At 43.9% G+C, this 17,079-nt stretch carries 18 protein-coding genes; 7 read left to right on the top strand and 11 right to left on the bottom strand.

The features are described from left to right. Positions 1 to 20: 20 nt before the first annotated feature. Positions 21 to 131 carry a hypothetical protein gene (locus ACIDF8_RS02425; protein ID WP_412009033.1) on the top strand — a complete coding sequence of 37 codons (111 nt, stop codon included), beginning with the start codon at positions 21 to 23 and terminating at the stop codon, positions 129 to 131. A gap of 183 nt (positions 132 to 314) precedes the next feature. On the opposite strand, the gene ACIDF8_RS02420 is transcribed toward ACIDF8_RS02425, so the two are convergent. From ACIDF8_RS02420 to ACIDF8_RS02405, 4 genes are all read right to left on the bottom strand, one after another. Further along, entirely contained in the window at positions 315 to 2,789 is a 2,475-nt protein-coding gene (locus ACIDF8_RS02420) for a TonB-dependent siderophore receptor (RefSeq protein WP_412009032.1), read from the bottom strand. 100 nt (positions 2,790 to 2,889) lie between these two features. Then, positions 2,890 to 3,873 carry a FecR domain-containing protein gene (locus tag ACIDF8_RS02415; protein ID WP_412009031.1) on the bottom strand — a complete coding sequence of 328 codons (984 nt, stop codon included), beginning with the start codon at positions 3,871 to 3,873 and terminating at the stop codon, positions 2,890 to 2,892. Next, on the bottom strand, positions 3,870 to 4,379 hold the full coding sequence (locus ACIDF8_RS02410; protein ID WP_412009030.1) for a sigma-70 family RNA polymerase sigma factor: 510 nt from the start codon (positions 4,377 to 4,379) through the stop codon (positions 3,870 to 3,872). The genes ACIDF8_RS02415 and ACIDF8_RS02410 overlap by 4 nt, the downstream gene beginning before the upstream one ends. Before the next feature lie 409 nt (positions 4,380 to 4,788). After that, positions 4,789 to 5,346 (bottom strand): flavin reductase family protein, encoded by a 558-nt coding sequence (locus ACIDF8_RS02405; RefSeq protein ID WP_412009029.1) that lies wholly within the window; start codon positions 5,344 to 5,346, stop codon positions 4,789 to 4,791. Positions 5,347 to 5,604: 258 nt separating this feature from the next. Between ACIDF8_RS02405 and ACIDF8_RS02400 the strand changes: the two genes are divergently transcribed. From ACIDF8_RS02400 to ACIDF8_RS02375, 6 genes are all read left to right on the top strand, one after another. Then, a complete protein-coding gene (locus ACIDF8_RS02400; RefSeq protein ID WP_412009028.1) occupies positions 5,605 to 6,078 on the top strand; it encodes an Rrf2 family transcriptional regulator in 474 nt (157 codons plus the stop codon). After that, complete coding sequence (locus tag ACIDF8_RS02395; protein ID WP_412009027.1) at positions 6,071 to 7,615, top strand: MFS transporter; 1,545 nt, start codon at positions 6,071 to 6,073, stop codon at positions 7,613 to 7,615. The genes ACIDF8_RS02400 and ACIDF8_RS02395 overlap by 8 nt, the downstream gene beginning before the upstream one ends. Beyond that, positions 7,605 to 8,282, top strand: coding sequence for a class I SAM-dependent methyltransferase (locus ACIDF8_RS02390; RefSeq protein WP_412009026.1), 678 nt, complete (start codon positions 7,605 to 7,607; stop codon positions 8,280 to 8,282). Before ACIDF8_RS02395 ends, ACIDF8_RS02390 begins: the two co-directional genes overlap by 11 nt. 78 nt (positions 8,283 to 8,360) lie before the next feature. Continuing rightward, positions 8,361 to 9,116 (top strand): AAA family ATPase, encoded by a 756-nt coding sequence (locus ACIDF8_RS02385; RefSeq protein ID WP_412009025.1) that lies wholly within the window; start codon positions 8,361 to 8,363, stop codon positions 9,114 to 9,116. 267 nt (positions 9,117 to 9,383) lie between these two features. Continuing rightward, the gene (locus ACIDF8_RS02380; protein ID WP_412009024.1) at positions 9,384 to 11,000 is read left to right on the top strand and encodes a carboxylesterase/lipase family protein; all 1,617 of its coding nucleotides are present in this window, start codon (positions 9,384 to 9,386) and stop codon (positions 10,998 to 11,000) included. A 347-nt stretch (positions 11,001 to 11,347) separates the two neighbouring features. Then, entirely contained in the window at positions 11,348 to 12,205 is an 858-nt protein-coding gene (locus tag ACIDF8_RS02375; RefSeq protein ID WP_412009023.1) for a helix-turn-helix domain-containing protein, read from the top strand. A 52-nt stretch (positions 12,206 to 12,257) separates the two neighbouring features. Here ACIDF8_RS02375 and gspN read toward each other — a convergent pair whose 3' ends face one another. Genes gspN through ACIDF8_RS02340 form a run of 7 tightly spaced genes read right to left on the bottom strand, consistent with a single transcriptional unit; the run spans position 12,258 to position 17,054 of the window. Continuing rightward, positions 12,258 to 13,013 carry a type II secretion system protein N gene (gene gspN, locus ACIDF8_RS02370; protein ID WP_412009022.1) on the bottom strand — a complete coding sequence of 252 codons (756 nt, stop codon included), beginning with the start codon at positions 13,011 to 13,013 and terminating at the stop codon, positions 12,258 to 12,260. 5 nt (positions 13,014 to 13,018) lie between these two features. Then, positions 13,019 to 13,513, bottom strand: a complete 495-nt coding sequence (gene gspM, locus ACIDF8_RS02365; protein ID WP_412009021.1) for a type II secretion system protein GspM — start codon at positions 13,511 to 13,513, stop codon at positions 13,019 to 13,021. Continuing rightward, positions 13,510 to 14,721 carry a type II secretion system protein GspL gene (gspL, locus tag ACIDF8_RS02360; protein ID WP_412009020.1) on the bottom strand — a complete coding sequence of 404 codons (1,212 nt, stop codon included), beginning with the start codon at positions 14,719 to 14,721 and terminating at the stop codon, positions 13,510 to 13,512. Before gspL ends, gspM begins: the two co-directional genes overlap by 4 nt. Then, positions 14,718 to 15,620: a type II secretion system minor pseudopilin GspK gene (gspK, locus tag ACIDF8_RS02355; protein ID WP_412009019.1), complete on the bottom strand. Its 903-nt coding sequence runs from the start codon at positions 15,618 to 15,620 to the stop codon at positions 14,718 to 14,720. Before gspK ends, gspL begins: the two co-directional genes overlap by 4 nt. Continuing rightward, positions 15,617 to 16,195 (bottom strand): type II secretion system minor pseudopilin GspJ, encoded by a 579-nt coding sequence (gene gspJ, locus ACIDF8_RS02350; RefSeq protein ID WP_412009018.1) that lies wholly within the window; start codon positions 16,193 to 16,195, stop codon positions 15,617 to 15,619. Before gspJ ends, gspK begins: the two co-directional genes overlap by 4 nt. Next, positions 16,192 to 16,569, bottom strand: coding sequence for a type II secretion system minor pseudopilin GspI (gspI, locus tag ACIDF8_RS02345; RefSeq protein ID WP_412009017.1), 378 nt, complete (start codon positions 16,567 to 16,569; stop codon positions 16,192 to 16,194). The genes gspJ and gspI overlap by 4 nt, the downstream gene beginning before the upstream one ends. Continuing rightward, complete coding sequence (locus tag ACIDF8_RS02340) at positions 16,566 to 17,054, bottom strand: prepilin-type N-terminal cleavage/methylation domain-containing protein (protein WP_412009016.1); 489 nt, start codon at positions 17,052 to 17,054, stop codon at positions 16,566 to 16,568. Before ACIDF8_RS02340 ends, gspI begins: the two co-directional genes overlap by 4 nt. Positions 17,055 to 17,079 lie beyond the last annotated feature (25 nt).

The raw sequence follows: 17,079 nt of genomic DNA, 5'->3' as shown, positions 1-17,079 counted from the left end.
CACAAAAACAAGGAAACCTCATGAGCATGATAGAAGTCGCCGTCTGCGGCGCCCATATGCAAGGCCAGCCACTCAACCCGCAACTGCTGGCATTGCAAGCCACCTTTGTGCGCGCCACCCACACCCTGTAAGATGGCGGACAAGTGGCTGGTTTTTTGTGCGAAGCCAATGTCAGCGCAACCGCAACATAGATATCGAGTTTTGGCGGCTGGCGGGCTTATCTGGAGTCACAGCATCAAACACTGGAGTCAATAAACAATTAAGCGTATCAGCATCAGTGATCCAAATGACGTTTCACTAAGCATGATGACGATTTAAAAGTCGATAGTGGCAGATAGCATTACCGTACGCGGCTGACCAAGATACAGCCAACTGCCAGAGCCGCTGCTCCAGTAATCACGACCAAACAGGTTTTGTATGCCCAGCCTCAGTACCAATGGCCGTTCAGCAGCCATGGTCTTGTAGCGCGCACCAACATCCCAACGTGTCCACCCCGGAATGGTGCGGGTATTGGCTTCGTCCAGATACTGGGCGCTAGTCGACATCATGCGTGCGGTCAGTGTCATTCCAGGCACAAATGATAGATCGTATTCGCTGCCTAGGTTCAACTGCCAGCGCGAGACATTAGGCGCGGTATTTCCGTTATAGGCATCACTGCTGGCATGTGTGAGTTGGGGTTGAATGTAAGTGGCTCCGCCAAGCAGGCGAACGCCTTGAATCTCGCCGAAAATATTCAGCTCAACACCACGATTGCGTTGCTCGCCCACGATTTGATAGGTCGAGATGCCATCCCCATTAGAAACATTCAGTCCGTTTGGCTTTGCGATCTGGAATGCGCTAAGTGTAGTAGTAAAGTAACCAAAGTCGTATTTCACTCCGATCTCGTGTTGTTTGGTCTTGACCGGGGGAAATACCTTACCTGCATTGGTAGTGCCGATGGGCGCGGTATCGCCCTGTGTCAAGCCTTCAATGTAGTTGCTGTATATCGACCAGTTTGCCCCTGGTTTTATCACCGCGGCCAGCACAGGTGTCACAGCATCACTGTCATAGGAGGTGGTGCTTTCCCCAGTGCTGCTGTAGTCAATCACTTCCACGCGTTGATAACGTCCGCCTAAGGTAACGGTCAGGCGGTCATCAAGCAGGCCCAAAGTGTCGGCCACCGCCAATGATGGCAGTTGCAAGCGATTGGTCTTATCGGGGTGCGAGTCCATGCTAGCAGTGGATGGGCGGCTAATACTAGGCAGGTTATAGATATTGGTATCAAAGCTGCTGAAGCCATAGTACTGCGCCGTATAACCGCTATCTTTCATCAGATAGTTGGCATTGAGATTGAGTTGATGGCTCACAGCACCTGTGCTAAAACTGCCACGTATCCCGCCCTGAGCAGTGCGATAATTTGTCCAGTTGGGCCAGTAGTACACCGTAGCCTGTGCATTGCCTTGTGTATCGACCACATTGATGTCGGTGGAAAGATAACTTGAGGCAGTATTGCTGCCACCTGCTGCGCCATAAAGTGTCCAGTTGGAGGTGAGGTCATACTCGGCTTTTATCAGAAGGTAATTGCTCTTGGAGTTGGCATATTCCCAATTCTGAGCAATCCGTTTCTTTGCGTTTGGAGGAGAGGGAATGCTGATGTTATCTGCTATGCCGAAGCCTGCCGCGCCCTGAGGGGCCTCGTTGTTCATGATCTGATGGCCTACATCCAGCGATGTACGCAGATGATCGCCTCGGTAATCGATACCGAGGCTAGCAATGCCCATTTCAATCGATTGCCCGGCGGTAGCATTTTTGCCGTCACGATATAAGCCATTGAAGCGGACACCCCAGGCGTTATCCTCGCCGAAACGGCGCCCAATATCGACATGACCTCCGAAGTTGCTATTAGACATATATGAGGTGGTCAACCGCGTCAATGGCTTGTCACCCGCCCGCTTTGGCACCATGTTGATACTGCCGCCGACAGATCCTCCCGCACCGGGCGCCATGCCATTCAAGAGGGCGCTAGATCCCTTCAACACCTCTATACGCTCCGCCATCTCGACGGGCGCGGATCGATTGGATGCAATGCCGCTGATCCCATCAAATAACACAGAATCCTGAACCTGAAATCCGCGAATCAGGAAAATATCCCCCCCTGCGGCTGCGTTAGTTAGGCTGTAAGACACTGTTCGCACTGAAGGATCGTTGAGAACGACATCAGCAGCGGTGATCGCCTGTTGGTTTTCCATAAGCTCAGCGGTGTAACTCGTGGTATTGAAAGGCGTGTCCATGACATCCTTGTTGCCAAGCAAGCCGAGACGACTCCCACGGGCCACCTGTCCTCCAGCATATGCAGACATCAGGTCAGTTTGGTTATCAGCCTGGGCAATGACTTTGACTTCTGGCAAAGTATCCGCGACACCTGTTGCTCCAGCTGTAAGATCGATTTTTTTGAGGGTAAAACGGCCAGGGTGTACTTCTATCACTTGTAACCCTGATCCTTGCAGTAGTGCCTCAAATGCTTTCTTAAGCGTGTAACTCCCCTTCAGGCCTTGAGTCATGAGTAGCTTTGCCTGTTCAGCCTCAAATGAGAGTACAACCCCGGCTTCACTGGCAAAATTAGCGAGCGCACTATCCAGTGCACCAGCAGGAATATTGTAAATACGCGTCGCTTCGTTTTCTGCGGCCATCACCAGTGAGAGCCCGGCAGAAAGCGGTAATACGGCTAGCCCCAATGTCACGGTGAGAAGCTGGGCCAGCGTTCGCTGCTTCATATAGGCTCGTGTTCGGGCTGGTTGCTTTATATTCATTTCGTCTTCCTTTGCGATGCATGTTTTCATAGCATTGGTCGAACGAAACTTAAAAAGGGACAACGCAAAACAGAGTTTTTTATGTTTTTTTGAAAGAACTTTAAGTTGCAATAGATAAGTTGACCCAGTAGCGCGTGAAATACACAATACTTACTTGAGGCAATGCCGTCTGGATAGCTTCCAGTGCGATCTCAGGTTGATCGAGCGGGAAAACACCTGAAATGCGCTGATCAGAAAGCCTGGGATCACATCTCAACACACCGACCCGGTAACGACTGAGCTCTGCAACGACATCTGCCAAGCGCCAATCAGTAACGACCAGCATGCCACGTAACCAACCCTTCTCATTTCCAGTTAATGGCTTGACATCACCATCGCCGCCGTCATCCAGCGTGACCTGCTGGCCGACATTGACCTGAAACGCCGGTCGACCGGTGTTTGGTGTGACGATAACGGCATGTTCTATCACGCCCAACCAGATCGCGGTCAGCTGTTGTTGCCTGACAATAAACTGGGTGCCCAGTGCACGCAGACTGCCTTGGGCAGTCTGCACAATAAAAGGACGCTTCCCAAGGTCTGGGTGTCCAGTTTGAATGAAAATTTCCCCTTTGATGAGCTTCACTACGCGCATGTGTGCATCAAAAGAAATGCTGACTGCGCTGTTGGTATTTAATACCAGTCGCGTACCGTCAGAGAGGATCCATTCGCGACGCTCACCGGTCGTTGTACTGTAATCGGCCAGCATGTAATGCCATGACTGATTGCGCCAGCCATACCAGGCGAATGGCGTCATAAATGCAAATATACCCAACCCTTTTAGCCATTCGCGGCGGCGAGCCTGCATGGATTCGCTGCTCGCATGCAATACCTCATGCGTCACTTCTGCTGGTGCAAGTTGTAGTTGTTGTTGCAAGGACTCAACTTGCGCCCAGGCCCATTGCTGTTCCCAGCCCTGCGCGAGCCATCGTTGCCATGCAGTTCGATCTTCGGCTGTGGCCTCGCCTGAGCAGAGCTGGCTATACCAGCCTGCTGCCTCATGGATCACACGCCTAGCGGTTTTAGGGTCTGGTAACAATGCACTCATGCAAGGGAAAATAACAGACAATGCTCAATGGCTCGCGCCATGTATTTTTTGATAGCACTGACAGAGAGGTTCATTTGGACGGATATTTCAGGATACGTCATGCCATCTAGCTGTGACATTAAAAATATCTGGCGTGTTTTTTCACCCAATGCATCCAGCATGGCATCAATTTCACATAAGGTTTCAACCATAACCGCGCGCTCTTCCGCCGAAATATGTATAGGTTCTGGCATGGTACTTAAGGCATCCAAATAAGCACGCTCCAAGGTAGCCCGGCGAAAGTAATCCACCATTAGCCGCCGTGCAATCGTTGCCAGGTACACCCGAGGTTCCACGATCTGGCTGGCGTTTCGTGCAGAGATCACACGGACAAACGTATCGTGTGCTAAATCGGCGGCCCTTTCATTGCAATACAGCTGTCGACGCAGCCAACTTTTTAACCAGTGATGATGATCGTTATAAAGACTTTCAACAGCCTGATGTCCTATCAATTCTTTCGCTAACATGATAATTAATGGAAATGATAATAGTTCTCATTTTAACACAATCAGAAGATCAAACTTAGGTTCAATGCCTAATTAGAGACTATTCTCAATACTTTGATCGATGCGCCAAAATAAAGAACTCTAGAGTTAAGTTTTAGAAATCTCAATTTAAATTGCTGATGTCGTCTGCAATTTAGATCAAGATCCAACATCAATATGAATCAAAGGCTTACAACAAGTCTTGCAAAGCCATATTTCAAACCATTTGCAACAAAAGTTGAGATTTAACAGGTTTTTTGCAAATCAACTTGAGACTCAACCCTAGGGCTTGTCTAATCTTGTTTCTAAATTGTGGACTGAACTCAAATAGACCAAGCCAGTAAAAAATTACTGATGCAGATATTTAGTAGCTACTGAGTCTTAATTAAGTTCACTGTAATCGATCTGGTTGGAAGCGATCTTTATAACTTTTTAGCGCATCCCCCATTATGCGGAATTGCCCGTCTCCTAAGTAGTGAAAGGTTTCAGGCAAAGACTCTTGCTCATCAATATGTACGTGTAAAACCTCGAATATGAATAGACTGTATTTTTTGATTAAGCTTTTATCAATTAGACTACACTCAATATTGGCGTAACACTCATCAATCAGAGGTACGTTCACCTTTTTTGCAGGCCGGGGTGTTAGGCCGAACAACTCAAATTTGTCCTTTTCTTTCGGTACATGATGCATGTTTCCAATATCAATGACCTTCTCAATCAACTCCACAGTTGGGATATTGATAACGCATTCACCACTTTTTTCGATTAAATGGCGTGAATAATTCTGGTCCCATATGTAACAACCTATCAAAGTGTATTCCATCATCATATGCCATCCCATGGTCATGATATTTTGTTCTCGATTATGCGCTGAGCTTATCAAGACAATGGGGCCGGGCTCTAACAGTTGGCGCGTATTGCTAACTGGAAAGTCTGTTTTTTCTCTCATCTTTTTTCCTTTGAGATCAGTACTACAAAAACTTCCGTACCAAATTCTTTTGAGAATTTTCTTACTGATAAATGACATAAATCTCAAACGTTAATTCAATCGGCAAGAATCGCCTTTAAATTTGCAGTTATTACCCAGCCCAATGTTGAGCCTCCATTTTCATGGCATCGAGAGTAGTACGCAGATTACAAAAACAGAATTACAAGACATCTGTGGAGAGTCTTGACATAAAACCTTTCATGTAACACAATTTGTTACATGAAAAAAGACTCTAGATTATCAAACGTATTACATGTACTTCTTCACATGGCTCAGAAACCGGAGGTTCCACTTCGATCTGAGGATATGGCAAAAGCCATGAACACAAACCCAGTGGTAGCTAGAAGAGTCATGGCCGGACTTCGCAGAAAAGGATACGTCCAATCAGAGAAAGGTCATGGCGGTGGATGGCTACTGACTTGCGATCTTTCAACAACCACTCTTAAAGATGTTTATGAAGCATTGGGCCCTCCATCCCTGTTGGCAATTGGCCCTCGATCCGAACATCCAGAATGCATTGTTGAAGCATCAGTCAACTCGGCTTTGGAAGTCACCTATCGCCAGGCACAAGAGATATTAATAGCAGGTTTGGATGCAATCACTTTAGCTTCATTAACTCACGATGTAATTGAGCGGATTGAGAAACGGAAAATTCAAGCTCAAAAAAATACCAAGGCAGATAACAATGAATGACTTATTAGGTATGGATAAGAGTAATGAGGATGCCTCATTACTCAGCTCTCCCCAACAGCGGAAGTGGATACTAGCCGGAGCCTGTGTTGCGTTAATGGCTGTCATCGCTGCCGTTTCCGGATTGAATGTATCTCAACAGCAAATGGCTGTAGCACTAAATTCGACTCAAAATGAAGTGTTTTGGATTGTAAATATTTATGCTGTGAGTTTGGCTGCGCTTTTACTTCCTATGGGTGCAGTTGGCGATCGTGTTGGATCTAGAGACGGCTTGATATATGGATTAATCTTATTTAGCTTGGCTAATGTCATTTCGTTTGCAGCGCCTAATTTATACATCATGCTTTTTGCCAGAACATTAAGTGGTGTTGCGGCAGCTTTAGTAATGCCCGTTACGCTTGCAGTAATAACTTCTAACTTTCCCAAAGATGAACGCTCCAAAGCAATTGGAATCTGGACGGCCGTGGCTGGAGGTGGTGGAATCATTGGAATGTTTCTATCAGCATTTCTAGTAGATGTAGTTAGCTGGAGATGGCTATTCGTATTGCCAGTCATCTTGGCTATAGTTTCGTTAGCAATCACTATTAAAAAGATACCCAACTCAACACTGGCTGTAAAAGATCCATTCGATTTTTATGGCGCATTTTGGGCAATTATTTCCGTCTTGAGTATGATCATCGCACTAGATAGCATCGCTAAATCTGGTTGGTGCTCGCCCATGTCTGTGGGAAGCATGTTGGTGGGGGTTATTGGCACTATCTGCTTTATCAATCAGGAGTCGCGTTCAATCAAACCTTTACTTGAATTGAGATTTTTGAGTGATAAATCTCTGTTAATGGGTGCTGCAACATTATTTGTCCTGTTTGGAGTGCAAGCCGGTGTATTCATTGTCATTTTTCCGTACTTTCAATCAGTACTACATTGGTCAGGCTTGAAGGCCACATCTGCGTTAATGCCGATGGCATTTGTGATGATGGCCGCATCTGGAATGGGATCCAAGATAACTAAGAAAATTGGGTTGGTAATCACCATTGCGCTTGGTGTGCTTCTAAGCGGATTAGGGCTCGCATATATGGCTATGAGTGTATCTTTTGAGAGTGGATATATGGCCTTACTTCCTGGAATGCTGGCATGGGGAATCGGAACCGGTTTAGCCATGGCCCCTTCTACAGAGATAATTACCTGGTCTATACCTCCTGAAAAGCAAGGCGTTGCTTCTGCCATCAACGATCTTACAAGAGAGTTGGGAACAGCATTAGGAGTCACAATTCTGGCAGGTGTGTTTGCAACGCAATATCATACTTCGGTCAATCAACATCAAAATAGCGAATCCAGTGATCTATGGGAAACCATCCACATGGGTATTGCTCACGCCATTGAAAGCGCTGACCAGTCATTGATCCAGATTGCCAAGGTTTCCTTTATTGATGGATGGAGATCATCCATGTGGGCTGGCGTTTTAATATTAGCGATGCTCTTTATGTATATCCTGGCAACCGAGTACATAGATAATTATTGGCGGAAAAAGCATGCAAGCTAGAAAGGCACCTGAATTTCATAAGGTCCACCTAAACCTGGATTACGCAGAGCGCACGCAGAAAATTGTTCCAGGACTGATTGACATGTACAGAATGTCTGGAATATTGCTTGCAGAAAATGCGCCTCCTAATGCCAAAGTATTAGTTTTAGGTGCAGGTGGCGGCCTCGAGCTCGAAAAGTTTATAGAGATGTACCCAGACTGGATTTTTGATGGTGTAGATACATCAATCGAAATGATCGGACTTGCATCAGAGAGACTAAAAGAAAACGCCAATAAGGTAAATTTTTGCCTTGGAGAAATTGAAGTTGCTCCTGATGGGCCCTATGATTCAGCATCATGCCTTTTGACACTCCATTTTATGGATTCGGCAAAACGCCTGAAAACATTACAAGCAATACATCAGCGTTTAAAGCCTCATGCCCCACTTGTCGTTGTTCACCATAGTTTTTCTAATGATCAACGAAATGAAAAGAGATGCAGAGCCTTCGCAATCAGTTCTGGAATTCCGGCAGAACTTATGAATAACCAGATGGCTACGCTGAGATCTCAATTACCCATTTTAGAACCTGCAGAAGACTCAGCCCTTTTGAAGAAAGCCGGTTTTAATAATATTGAATTATTCTATGCCGGATTTACATTTAGAGGCTGGGTAGGATATAAATCCTGAACGATCGTTTTCAAGAGTAATCGCTAATTTCGACACCTTTCCAATTATCTGCCCAAGTTACAGGAAAGCATGAGACCAATGATTTCATCTCAATATGTGAGGCATGTAAGTTTAAAGCGAGAGAATATTGATTCATTTGAACGCTATCCGTTTTCCCTGCCATCTGTCCGCTCGTTAGATATTCTAGAGTTGCATCCTAAGATCACATTTCTCGTCGGTGAAAATGGCTCAGGAAAATCAACATTACTTGAAGCTATTGCGGTTTCTCTAGGCTTTAACCCTGAAGGCGGCACAAGGAATTTCCGTTTTGGAACAAGAGCATCACATTCAGAATTAAATGAATACATTCGGATTGCAAAAGGTATCCGGCAGCCCAAAGATGGATTTTTTCTAAGAGCTGAAAGCTTTTTCAATGTATCCACCGAAATTGAAAGATTGGATGATGCGCCATCTTTTGGACCTCCAGTCATTGACTCTTATGGAGGGCGCTCCCTTCACGAACAGTCGCATGGTGAGTCATTTTTGGCACTGATGATGAATCGTTTCGGAGGTAAAGGACTGTACATTCTTGACGAGCCTGAAGCGGCGTTATCACCTCAACGACAATTAGCAGTGCTCTGTAGAATCCATGATTTGATTGATGATGATTCGCAGTTTCTTATTGCCACGCACTCACCGATTCTCATGGCGTATCCAGACGCTTGGATATACTCTTGCTCGCAAGCTGGACTCTCTCGTGTCGAATACAAAAAAACAGAGCACTACCAAATTACGCATGATTTTTTAGCCAATCCGGAAAGAATGCTTCAGCGGTTGTTTGAGCGCGATGGATAACGTTTAAACTCAGCGGCAGCCAAAGGTAGTCTGCTGGAATAATGGGTTAGGCGTCACTTCGATCGGAATCGGCCATGAGCTGAGCTTCGATTGCAGTCTTGTCGATGACCGACTTTGATCTTGGGTTAAATTGCAGACGACAATTCAAAAGTTGAAAATATCAAAAAACTTTGAATTTGATATATGCACTACTTTTGCCCTTATAAAATTTTTGCTACTTGGATAAGAGGTCCGAGTAACAACAAAATTTATGTGAGGAAAAATATAATGAAATTATTAGGATTGGGAAAATATCCAATAAAGACAGGTGGGCAAATACAAGGAATAATTAAAAGTGCAGGTTTGGTCATAATGACTGGGCTGACATTGATGCTTGGAGCTTGTGGCGGAGGGAGTCATCATGATGACTCAGTGACAGCACAAACTACCGAGGGAACAATTAACGGTTTTGTAGAGAGTGGTGTTCGTCAATTCCGAGGCATTCCCTACGCTTCCCCTCCGGTAGGCGCCCTAAGATGGATGCCCCCTACTGCCGCTGCTAAAAGAAGCCAAATTTTAGATACAAAAAGCTATCGTTCCGACTGTGCGCAAAGCAATACATTGGGCGTATTTGGAAACCCAAGCACCAGTGAAGATTGCTTATATGCAAACATTTTCACTCCTAAAGAGGTTAAAACTCCTTTGCCGGTAATGGTCTGGATACACGGTGGGGGTAATTTCAATGGCAGTGGTAGCCATTATGACGGGAGTAAGTTAGTCCGTGATGGTAATACGGTTGTAGTCACCTTTAATTATCGTGTAAATATTTTTGGGTTTTTCGCGCACCCAGCAATAACTGCAGAAGGTCACGCAAATTCTAACTACGGAATTATGGATCAACAACAACTATTGAGATGGGTAAAGCAAAACATTGCAAATTTTGGAGGTGATCCAAATAACGTGACAATTTTCGGTGAATCAGCAGGTGGATTCAATGTTATGGCCCATTATGTTGCGCCAGCATCAAATGGATTATTTCAAAAGGCCATTTCAGAAAGCTCACCCAACGGGGTTGTTGAACAACCACTACCAACATTGGCTGCTGCAGAGGCTATCGGACAAAACGCGATTAACAATACTGGATGTACTGTTCAGACCGCTGATTGCTTACGATCTTTGACTGCTCAACAACTTTTACAAATTGGCGGTGATAATCTCTACTCTGTAGGAGTAATTGTCGATGGCACAATCATTCCTGAATCATTTATTACAGCAATTGATAATGGAAATATTTCCAATGTACCTCTGCTAGTGGGTCTAAATAAAGATGAATGGAACTTTTTTGCGGCTTTGGACCCATCTCTTGAAGTTGCTCCAGGTACATATGCTGCAAGAATAAATACTGCTTATGGAGCTAATGCTGCAGCAGTGTTGGCACAATATCCCGAAGCTAATTACCCCTCACCTTCTCAAGCACTGGTAGCAACTATAACTGATAGCTCATTTGCATGCTCAACTCACCGGATAATGAGAAAAATGGTTCAGCATGTTCCAGTCTATGCTTATGAATTTGCGGATAGAACAGCACCGTCTTATGCTCCAGAATCAACATTTCTTCCTCATCTCGCCGCACATACTTTAGAAATGCAATACTTGTTTCCGCTATACAAAGGAGGCAGTGGCGTAGCTAAAGCTCTTAATGCGAGTCAAGAAATATTGTCTAACGATATGGTGAGCTATTGGACCAACTTCGCTAAGAGCGGTACCCCAAATGCTGGAACTGTTCCAACTTGGCCAGCATATGACTTAGTAGGAGAGTCGGTGCAAAGTTTACAATTGCCAAGACCTCAAACAATCACAAACTTCGCTGATAGTCATAATTGCGCACTTTGGGATAGTATTTAAGAGTATTTCGAGTATCGAAGCCGCTTTAAAGCGGCTTTTTTATTTGCTTTGTATGGAAATAAATTTCTAAAAGTTTCGCCAGGGTACTTTGAACATATCAACGTGTTTGAATATTGCCGCCCATGAATTCCTTTCCTGCTATTAAGTATGTATATCAAAAACTGCTGATTTTTATAAAAAAATCTTATATTTAAAAATAAAATTTAGGCCTGTTGCAAGCTTACAAATCACAATGTTAAAAGTGGTAAGATGCTGATTTTTATATGTAAAATATTACTTTTTAAAATATTCAATATTATAATTTTTGAATAATAAAAAACATTATTGCATTATCTGGTGGGGGATATATGAACCGGAAGCTTGAAGAAATACGAAACTCTTCGTTAACAAAAAGTTGGTTTGGTGGGGCATGTTTTACAGATACTGTCGAGTCGGAACAATGGGACTCTTACGACATTGAAAACTCTCTAGCCTCAATTTTTATTATTGTTAAAGGACACGGAGATCACATTAATCGAAAACTGGATGGGTTAAGTCGACCAGACGCTAAATTTACTAGCGGCCACGTTGCCTTCATCAATGCGGGTTCAAGGATTTCTGGGGAGTTCTTGGCTAAATGCCAATTTCTAGAAATTACTGTAAAAGACGAATTTATAGACCAATTTAGCCCTAGAACTAAATCTGCTCTGTATAAAAGCCCAAGTTTTTCATATTTGTGTGATATGAGCAGCAAGGCTGTCATACAAGAACTTATGCTAAGTATGCATAATGCTGACCCCCATGATTCCTTACTAATAGATGGGAGTGCTGCATTTTTGACTGCAAAGTTGTTACAAGCAGCGGATCGTAAACTGAATTCCACTAAGTTAGAACTTAGCAAAAATAAATCGAATTTGGTTCTAAGTTACATTGAAGATGAATTAAGTAACAATATCAAACTTGAAGAGTTGTCTAATTTGGTAGGGCTATCAGTCAGTCATTTTTGTTTAGCATTTCGTGCCACGACAAACTGTTCACCTCATCAATATATGATTACTAGAAGGATAGAAAAAGCGAAAGCGTTACTGAAATCTACCCAAAATGGATTAAACATTGCTAATTTGGCACTTACACTTGGATTCAGCAGCCAGAGTCATTTCACAAAAACGTTTAAACAGGTGACTGGCGTAACACCATTAGTTTATTTTCGAGAGTCTAAAAATTGATCCAGAAATCTTAAGTTTATAAGCACCGGATAGAGAGTCGTATTGAGGCAATTCAACTATTAGATATGTTGATTTGAAATTTACCCGGCTCTTCGGTTGCTCTTGCTTTCCCATCCGTAATATTTGGCAGTCGTTTTAGAAACTCAGGATCACCGATAACAGTTCCCTTAAAGGAATAAGTACCACTATGAGATACTGTTCCATCCCCAACCGCTTTGATTTCTCCGTCAAGGGTTTTAAGTGAGTATTCAATATTGCCTTTATTAGCAACAACTACAACCTGGTAGTCACCGAAGGCACGCCCCGGAAATGGATCTGCATGCGCATTCTTCCATAAGACAGTCCCCTTACCGTCACATTTGAGTAGTTTTGTGCAATTCAAATTGGCAAGATTTAAGCTGATGTCGCCATGCCAACCAATTCGCGCAAGTGGTTCAGATGATATTGCAGTCACTGCCTCCAATGGCGCGTTGAGTTGTACTTCCTGAAGGCTAAATTCATTCGAAGATACTTCCACCTTGCCAAACGGAATTCCAGCATTTTTGAAATTCCAAATGAAACTCAAATGACTAATAGAAGCTGGATCAATATCCCATGTCAGAGGTAACCAAGTAACCAAGCTCCGGCCATCCAAAGTTTGACTCGCCAGCAGTCCCTTTCCGTGCCATAGAGTACCCTCTGGCTGTAACAGTCTCAACCTACTATCTGTATAGTTTATTAATAACTCATCAACCTTAGATGCAGGGGCTTTAGCAACAACGCACCCCACCAATAAAACTCCAAAAATTAGAAATTTACCCCAAGGCATTTGAGCTACACTTCTTCAAATTGAATGAGAGACAAATTAACCATCGTGCCTTCATTTTCGCGGGTGATTTTCATTCTTTGGATCCTAAGTGCATAATCTTTTTGTACAATAGCAAGCCATTCTATGAGCGCGTTGAAATTGACACTCCCTTTCATTAGAAGCTCATTTCCAGATTGAGCAACGGTGACATTAAGTCCATGTGACTGTATTGATATTTTGACGATATTCAGCAAGGTATCATTTCTAGGAGGCACTAAAACAGGTTCAGATTTCAATTTGGACATCTCGTTAACTGCTTCTTGAATCTGTTTCAACTTCATTTCAGTTTTAGGCACATTCTTGAGCAATCTCTCTCTGGAAGTAGTAGCCCAAGTAAAGAGTTCAGAACCTAAGTAAAGACTCAATACTAATATTGCAGTTAAAACTAAGCTTCGTTCTCTAGAAGAGGCGTTTTGCCACCATTGAGACAATCGAAGTATGGAGTTAGGCTGCTTCATCATTGAGTCTCCAGATGAAGTGTGATTCGTGCGAGGTTTTCACTTCGTTCCAATTGAGCAGCATGCCCACGGCTTGAAAGTAAGCTAACTATTTGCTCCGCTTTTGTAGAGGCTGGTTCAGTCAGAGTCACATCTAACAACCCTTCGTTATAGTTAACTTCTAAGATACCGTTAGCTGCATTGGCCCCCATGGCTTCAATTAATTTAGCCAATAAAGCAAGAGCATCGTCATCTCTCAAATAACCAAGCTTTGATCGTTCAACATTCAGATGCTGATTAATCTGAGAAGCCGGGGCCACCATCACAGAATTGGGAAATTGGTTTTGATAAATTTGCTCAATCCGACTGTTTAACGTTTTCTGTTGATAGCTAAGCCAAGCGACCTCGAACAAAATAGCAAAGCCCCAAATTGATAGAAACACCAAGGTAATTAATAACGGCGCCTTAAACCCTGTGAAAATAGAGTTTGAATTTTTCAGCTCAAACTCGCCATGCAATAAATTGCTGGTTTTATCACGTAAAAACTTCCACCAAATATAGGGCTTTGTTTTCGTTACCTTAACACCCACTTGTTTAGCAATAGACTGAAAGTCTGGATCTTGTACACCAGGTGTTACTGAGAACAATACCTCATTTGGCCTTCGTTCATTTCCCATTATTGTTGCAAGTTGTGCTTCCAAAAATTCCTCCATCACGGCCACATCCACGGAAATACTTTTATGTGAGTCCATTCTTAAGACACCATGATTCTTACTTAAGCTAACTTGCCAGCCCTCACTGCTCAGTGGAGCAGTTTGTAATTCAGATAAGATTCGGTCGGGGTTACGTCCCACTGCGCTTAATAAATTAAGCACCTGCCGCATGCGCTCGCGACCAACTACTAAAACTCCAACAATATTAATGTCTTCATCATCTGCTGTTCTACGGTGTGTAACTGTGAGATGCTGAGTTTCTGGGTCTTGGATTAATTTATCTTCCAACGCGTATTTTATTAACCGTGGAGTATCTCGTTTCGATGCTTTGGGGAGAGCAACCTCTAACCACAGACATTGTGAACCAACCAAAACTACATCGTGAGTGGTTGCAGTTGGCCAATGGTGTGCAGATGAATTGCCCTCGGAAATAACTTTATTATCACCTTCGAGTAAAACCCAAGAACACTCCGGTTTAGAAGGCCAATGTTCATCAATAGAAAGTATCAGTCTTGTCATAACGTTTTTTGCCAAATAATTGCGGGCCAAGCACTGCCGTATAGTTGAGGGCTTCGATCAAGCAAGACTTCCATCCTGATCATGGACACGCCATACTTGGCTCTTACTGTGGCTAAGAAAAATCGACTCATGACACCGAATGTTGAGCTTCCAATTTCGAGCTGATGATTTGCCAGCCTTGTTTTAAGATCGGATGCATCCTTGAACCAAGTGCGGTTTCTTTCTGCTACAACCTGCCTAGCGAGGTCTATACTCAGATTTTGGACTGCGGCTGCAAGAACGAGAGCTGGTGCTGTGTTCGCGTTGATGATATTTTCTTCAGTAGGAAGCGCAGCAACTGATGCACTTAGTCTAGTTACTACTTCAGGAGTAAACCCTTTGATTGAAAGTAGTTCTTTTACATCTACCAAACGAGTAGATGTAGGTTTGTTCTTCATTAGCCATTGCTGCACTGCTGACGATAGCTTTTGAGCTTCGTTCTGCGGGACACCGTTTAAACCTAATAACTTTACAAAAATCTCTGCATTCTTTGCGTTTGGGCCCTCAGCAGCTACCAGGCTATTTAAATTGAATCGCCCAGACATATCTTGTAATTCTCCACTCATTTGGCCTTCTTCCACTGGCGTGGGAGGAACTCTCACAGCCCATGCCTCACCAAAATGATCAATTTCGGCATTATTTTGAAAGTCATCGGCAAGTACATTTCTAGCCCAGTCTAATGCGCCCCTCGCAAGTTGCTTCGCTTGAGCCTGATCATGACGACCCTCTACATAATTCATTGCAACGCCCAAATTACTCACCAATGTTGTGGCGATGCCAGCTACCAGTGCCACAGTAAATAGAGCCATGATTACTGCAGCACCTTGCTGACTTGAACTCGCTTTGGTCAAACTGATCATCGCAAGGCAACCATTCGGGTTATAGTCCCTTGATCGGGTAGCTCCAGTTTTATAAGTACGCCATCTGGAATTTGCGATGTAGATGAACTTGGTGGCCAATTAGCGAGGCGTTCTCCATTATTGATGAACTGCCAGTTAATCCTAGCTACGTTCTCTAACAAAACATCCACTTTAGGCATATTGCCGCTTTCAAGTGAATTCCATCTCAACCACTCAAGGTTGCCTTGCCTAATCCTATAAGAAACTCGAATCGATCCTTGGTTGTTGTCCAACCGTTGAAAATGCAATTCTTGATTTCCGAAGTCATTACGCACCAATGTCATTGTTGCTTGGGGAGTTGGTTTGTCTTTGGCATCAATTTTTCTACTTGTACCGATGACTTGTTGCAACTCTGTATCAATGTGCTGAATACTATGGCTGATACTGCGCCACCGTGTGAACTCACTATCCAAGCGCTCATTTGAATGAATGACCTCTGCTAAGGCACGATAGGACAACAATCCTAAAATCTGGAGAATTGCGATAGCGATAACTAGCTCAATCAACGTCAGTCCTAAAGAGGTGCGATAACTCACATCTGCTCCTTAGAAACATAACCACTCAAATGAGCGACGCTATGAGTGCTAGAGTCTTGAGCATACACATCGATGTCTACTCTTCTTATTAATGGGTTGGGAGTAGAAATAACCTCTGCTCTCCATCGATAGTTGTAACCTGCTTGCTCAGAAGTACCCTCAGATGTACCTGGCGATGGCCATGCCTTTAAAGCTCGTAACTCTGCCAAATTGTTCTCTGCCACCCAATTTCCAACCAGTCGATTACGTATCTCTATAGAACTTAATGTTGCCATTCCTAATGCACGGAATATCGAAGTCAGAGCAATAGCCAAAATCGCTAACGCTACCAGGGTCTCTAACAATGTGAATCCAAATTGGGAACGATGCTTCATGATGGACTACCCAAGATGCTCACTTCCACATTCCCTGTGGCTTTACCAATAAATCTGACTTCACCAGTTGAAGTAGTAACTCGAAGTACATACTCAGTGGGCTGAGTGCCAAACTGAAGCCGATTTAGAGATTGGTCCAATCTTCCCTCAATGCTTAAACCTGCCCAATATAAGCCAGTTGAAAGTTGCTTCTCGGTAAACACTGGAGGATCTTCCAGCGGACGCCATGTGTCATCTGCATCAAGTGCAGAGAAGCGATAGCCGTTTGGAAGTAGCTCCAATGCAATGGGTCGGCCATTTACGATAGCTCGATCTGCGCATGCTTCTAACACTAACTTCAGTCTACGAAGCGTACGTTCAGCGTCACGCTTTTGGATGCTTTCGAAAGATATCACTGCACCGCTTGCAACCACGCCAATAATGATCAGTACGACCATTACCTCAATGAGGCTAAACCCTTTACTGACGATCAAACATTTACACATGATCTGGACTCATTTGTTTTGAATT

This window comes from Methylophilus sp. 3sh_L (assembly GCF_046766015.1).
Taxonomy (GTDB): Bacteria; Pseudomonadota; Gammaproteobacteria; order Burkholderiales; family Methylophilaceae; genus Methylophilus.
The sequence above is the reverse complement of the archived record's forward strand: the minus strand, read 5'-3'. Positions and strand labels throughout refer to the sequence as shown.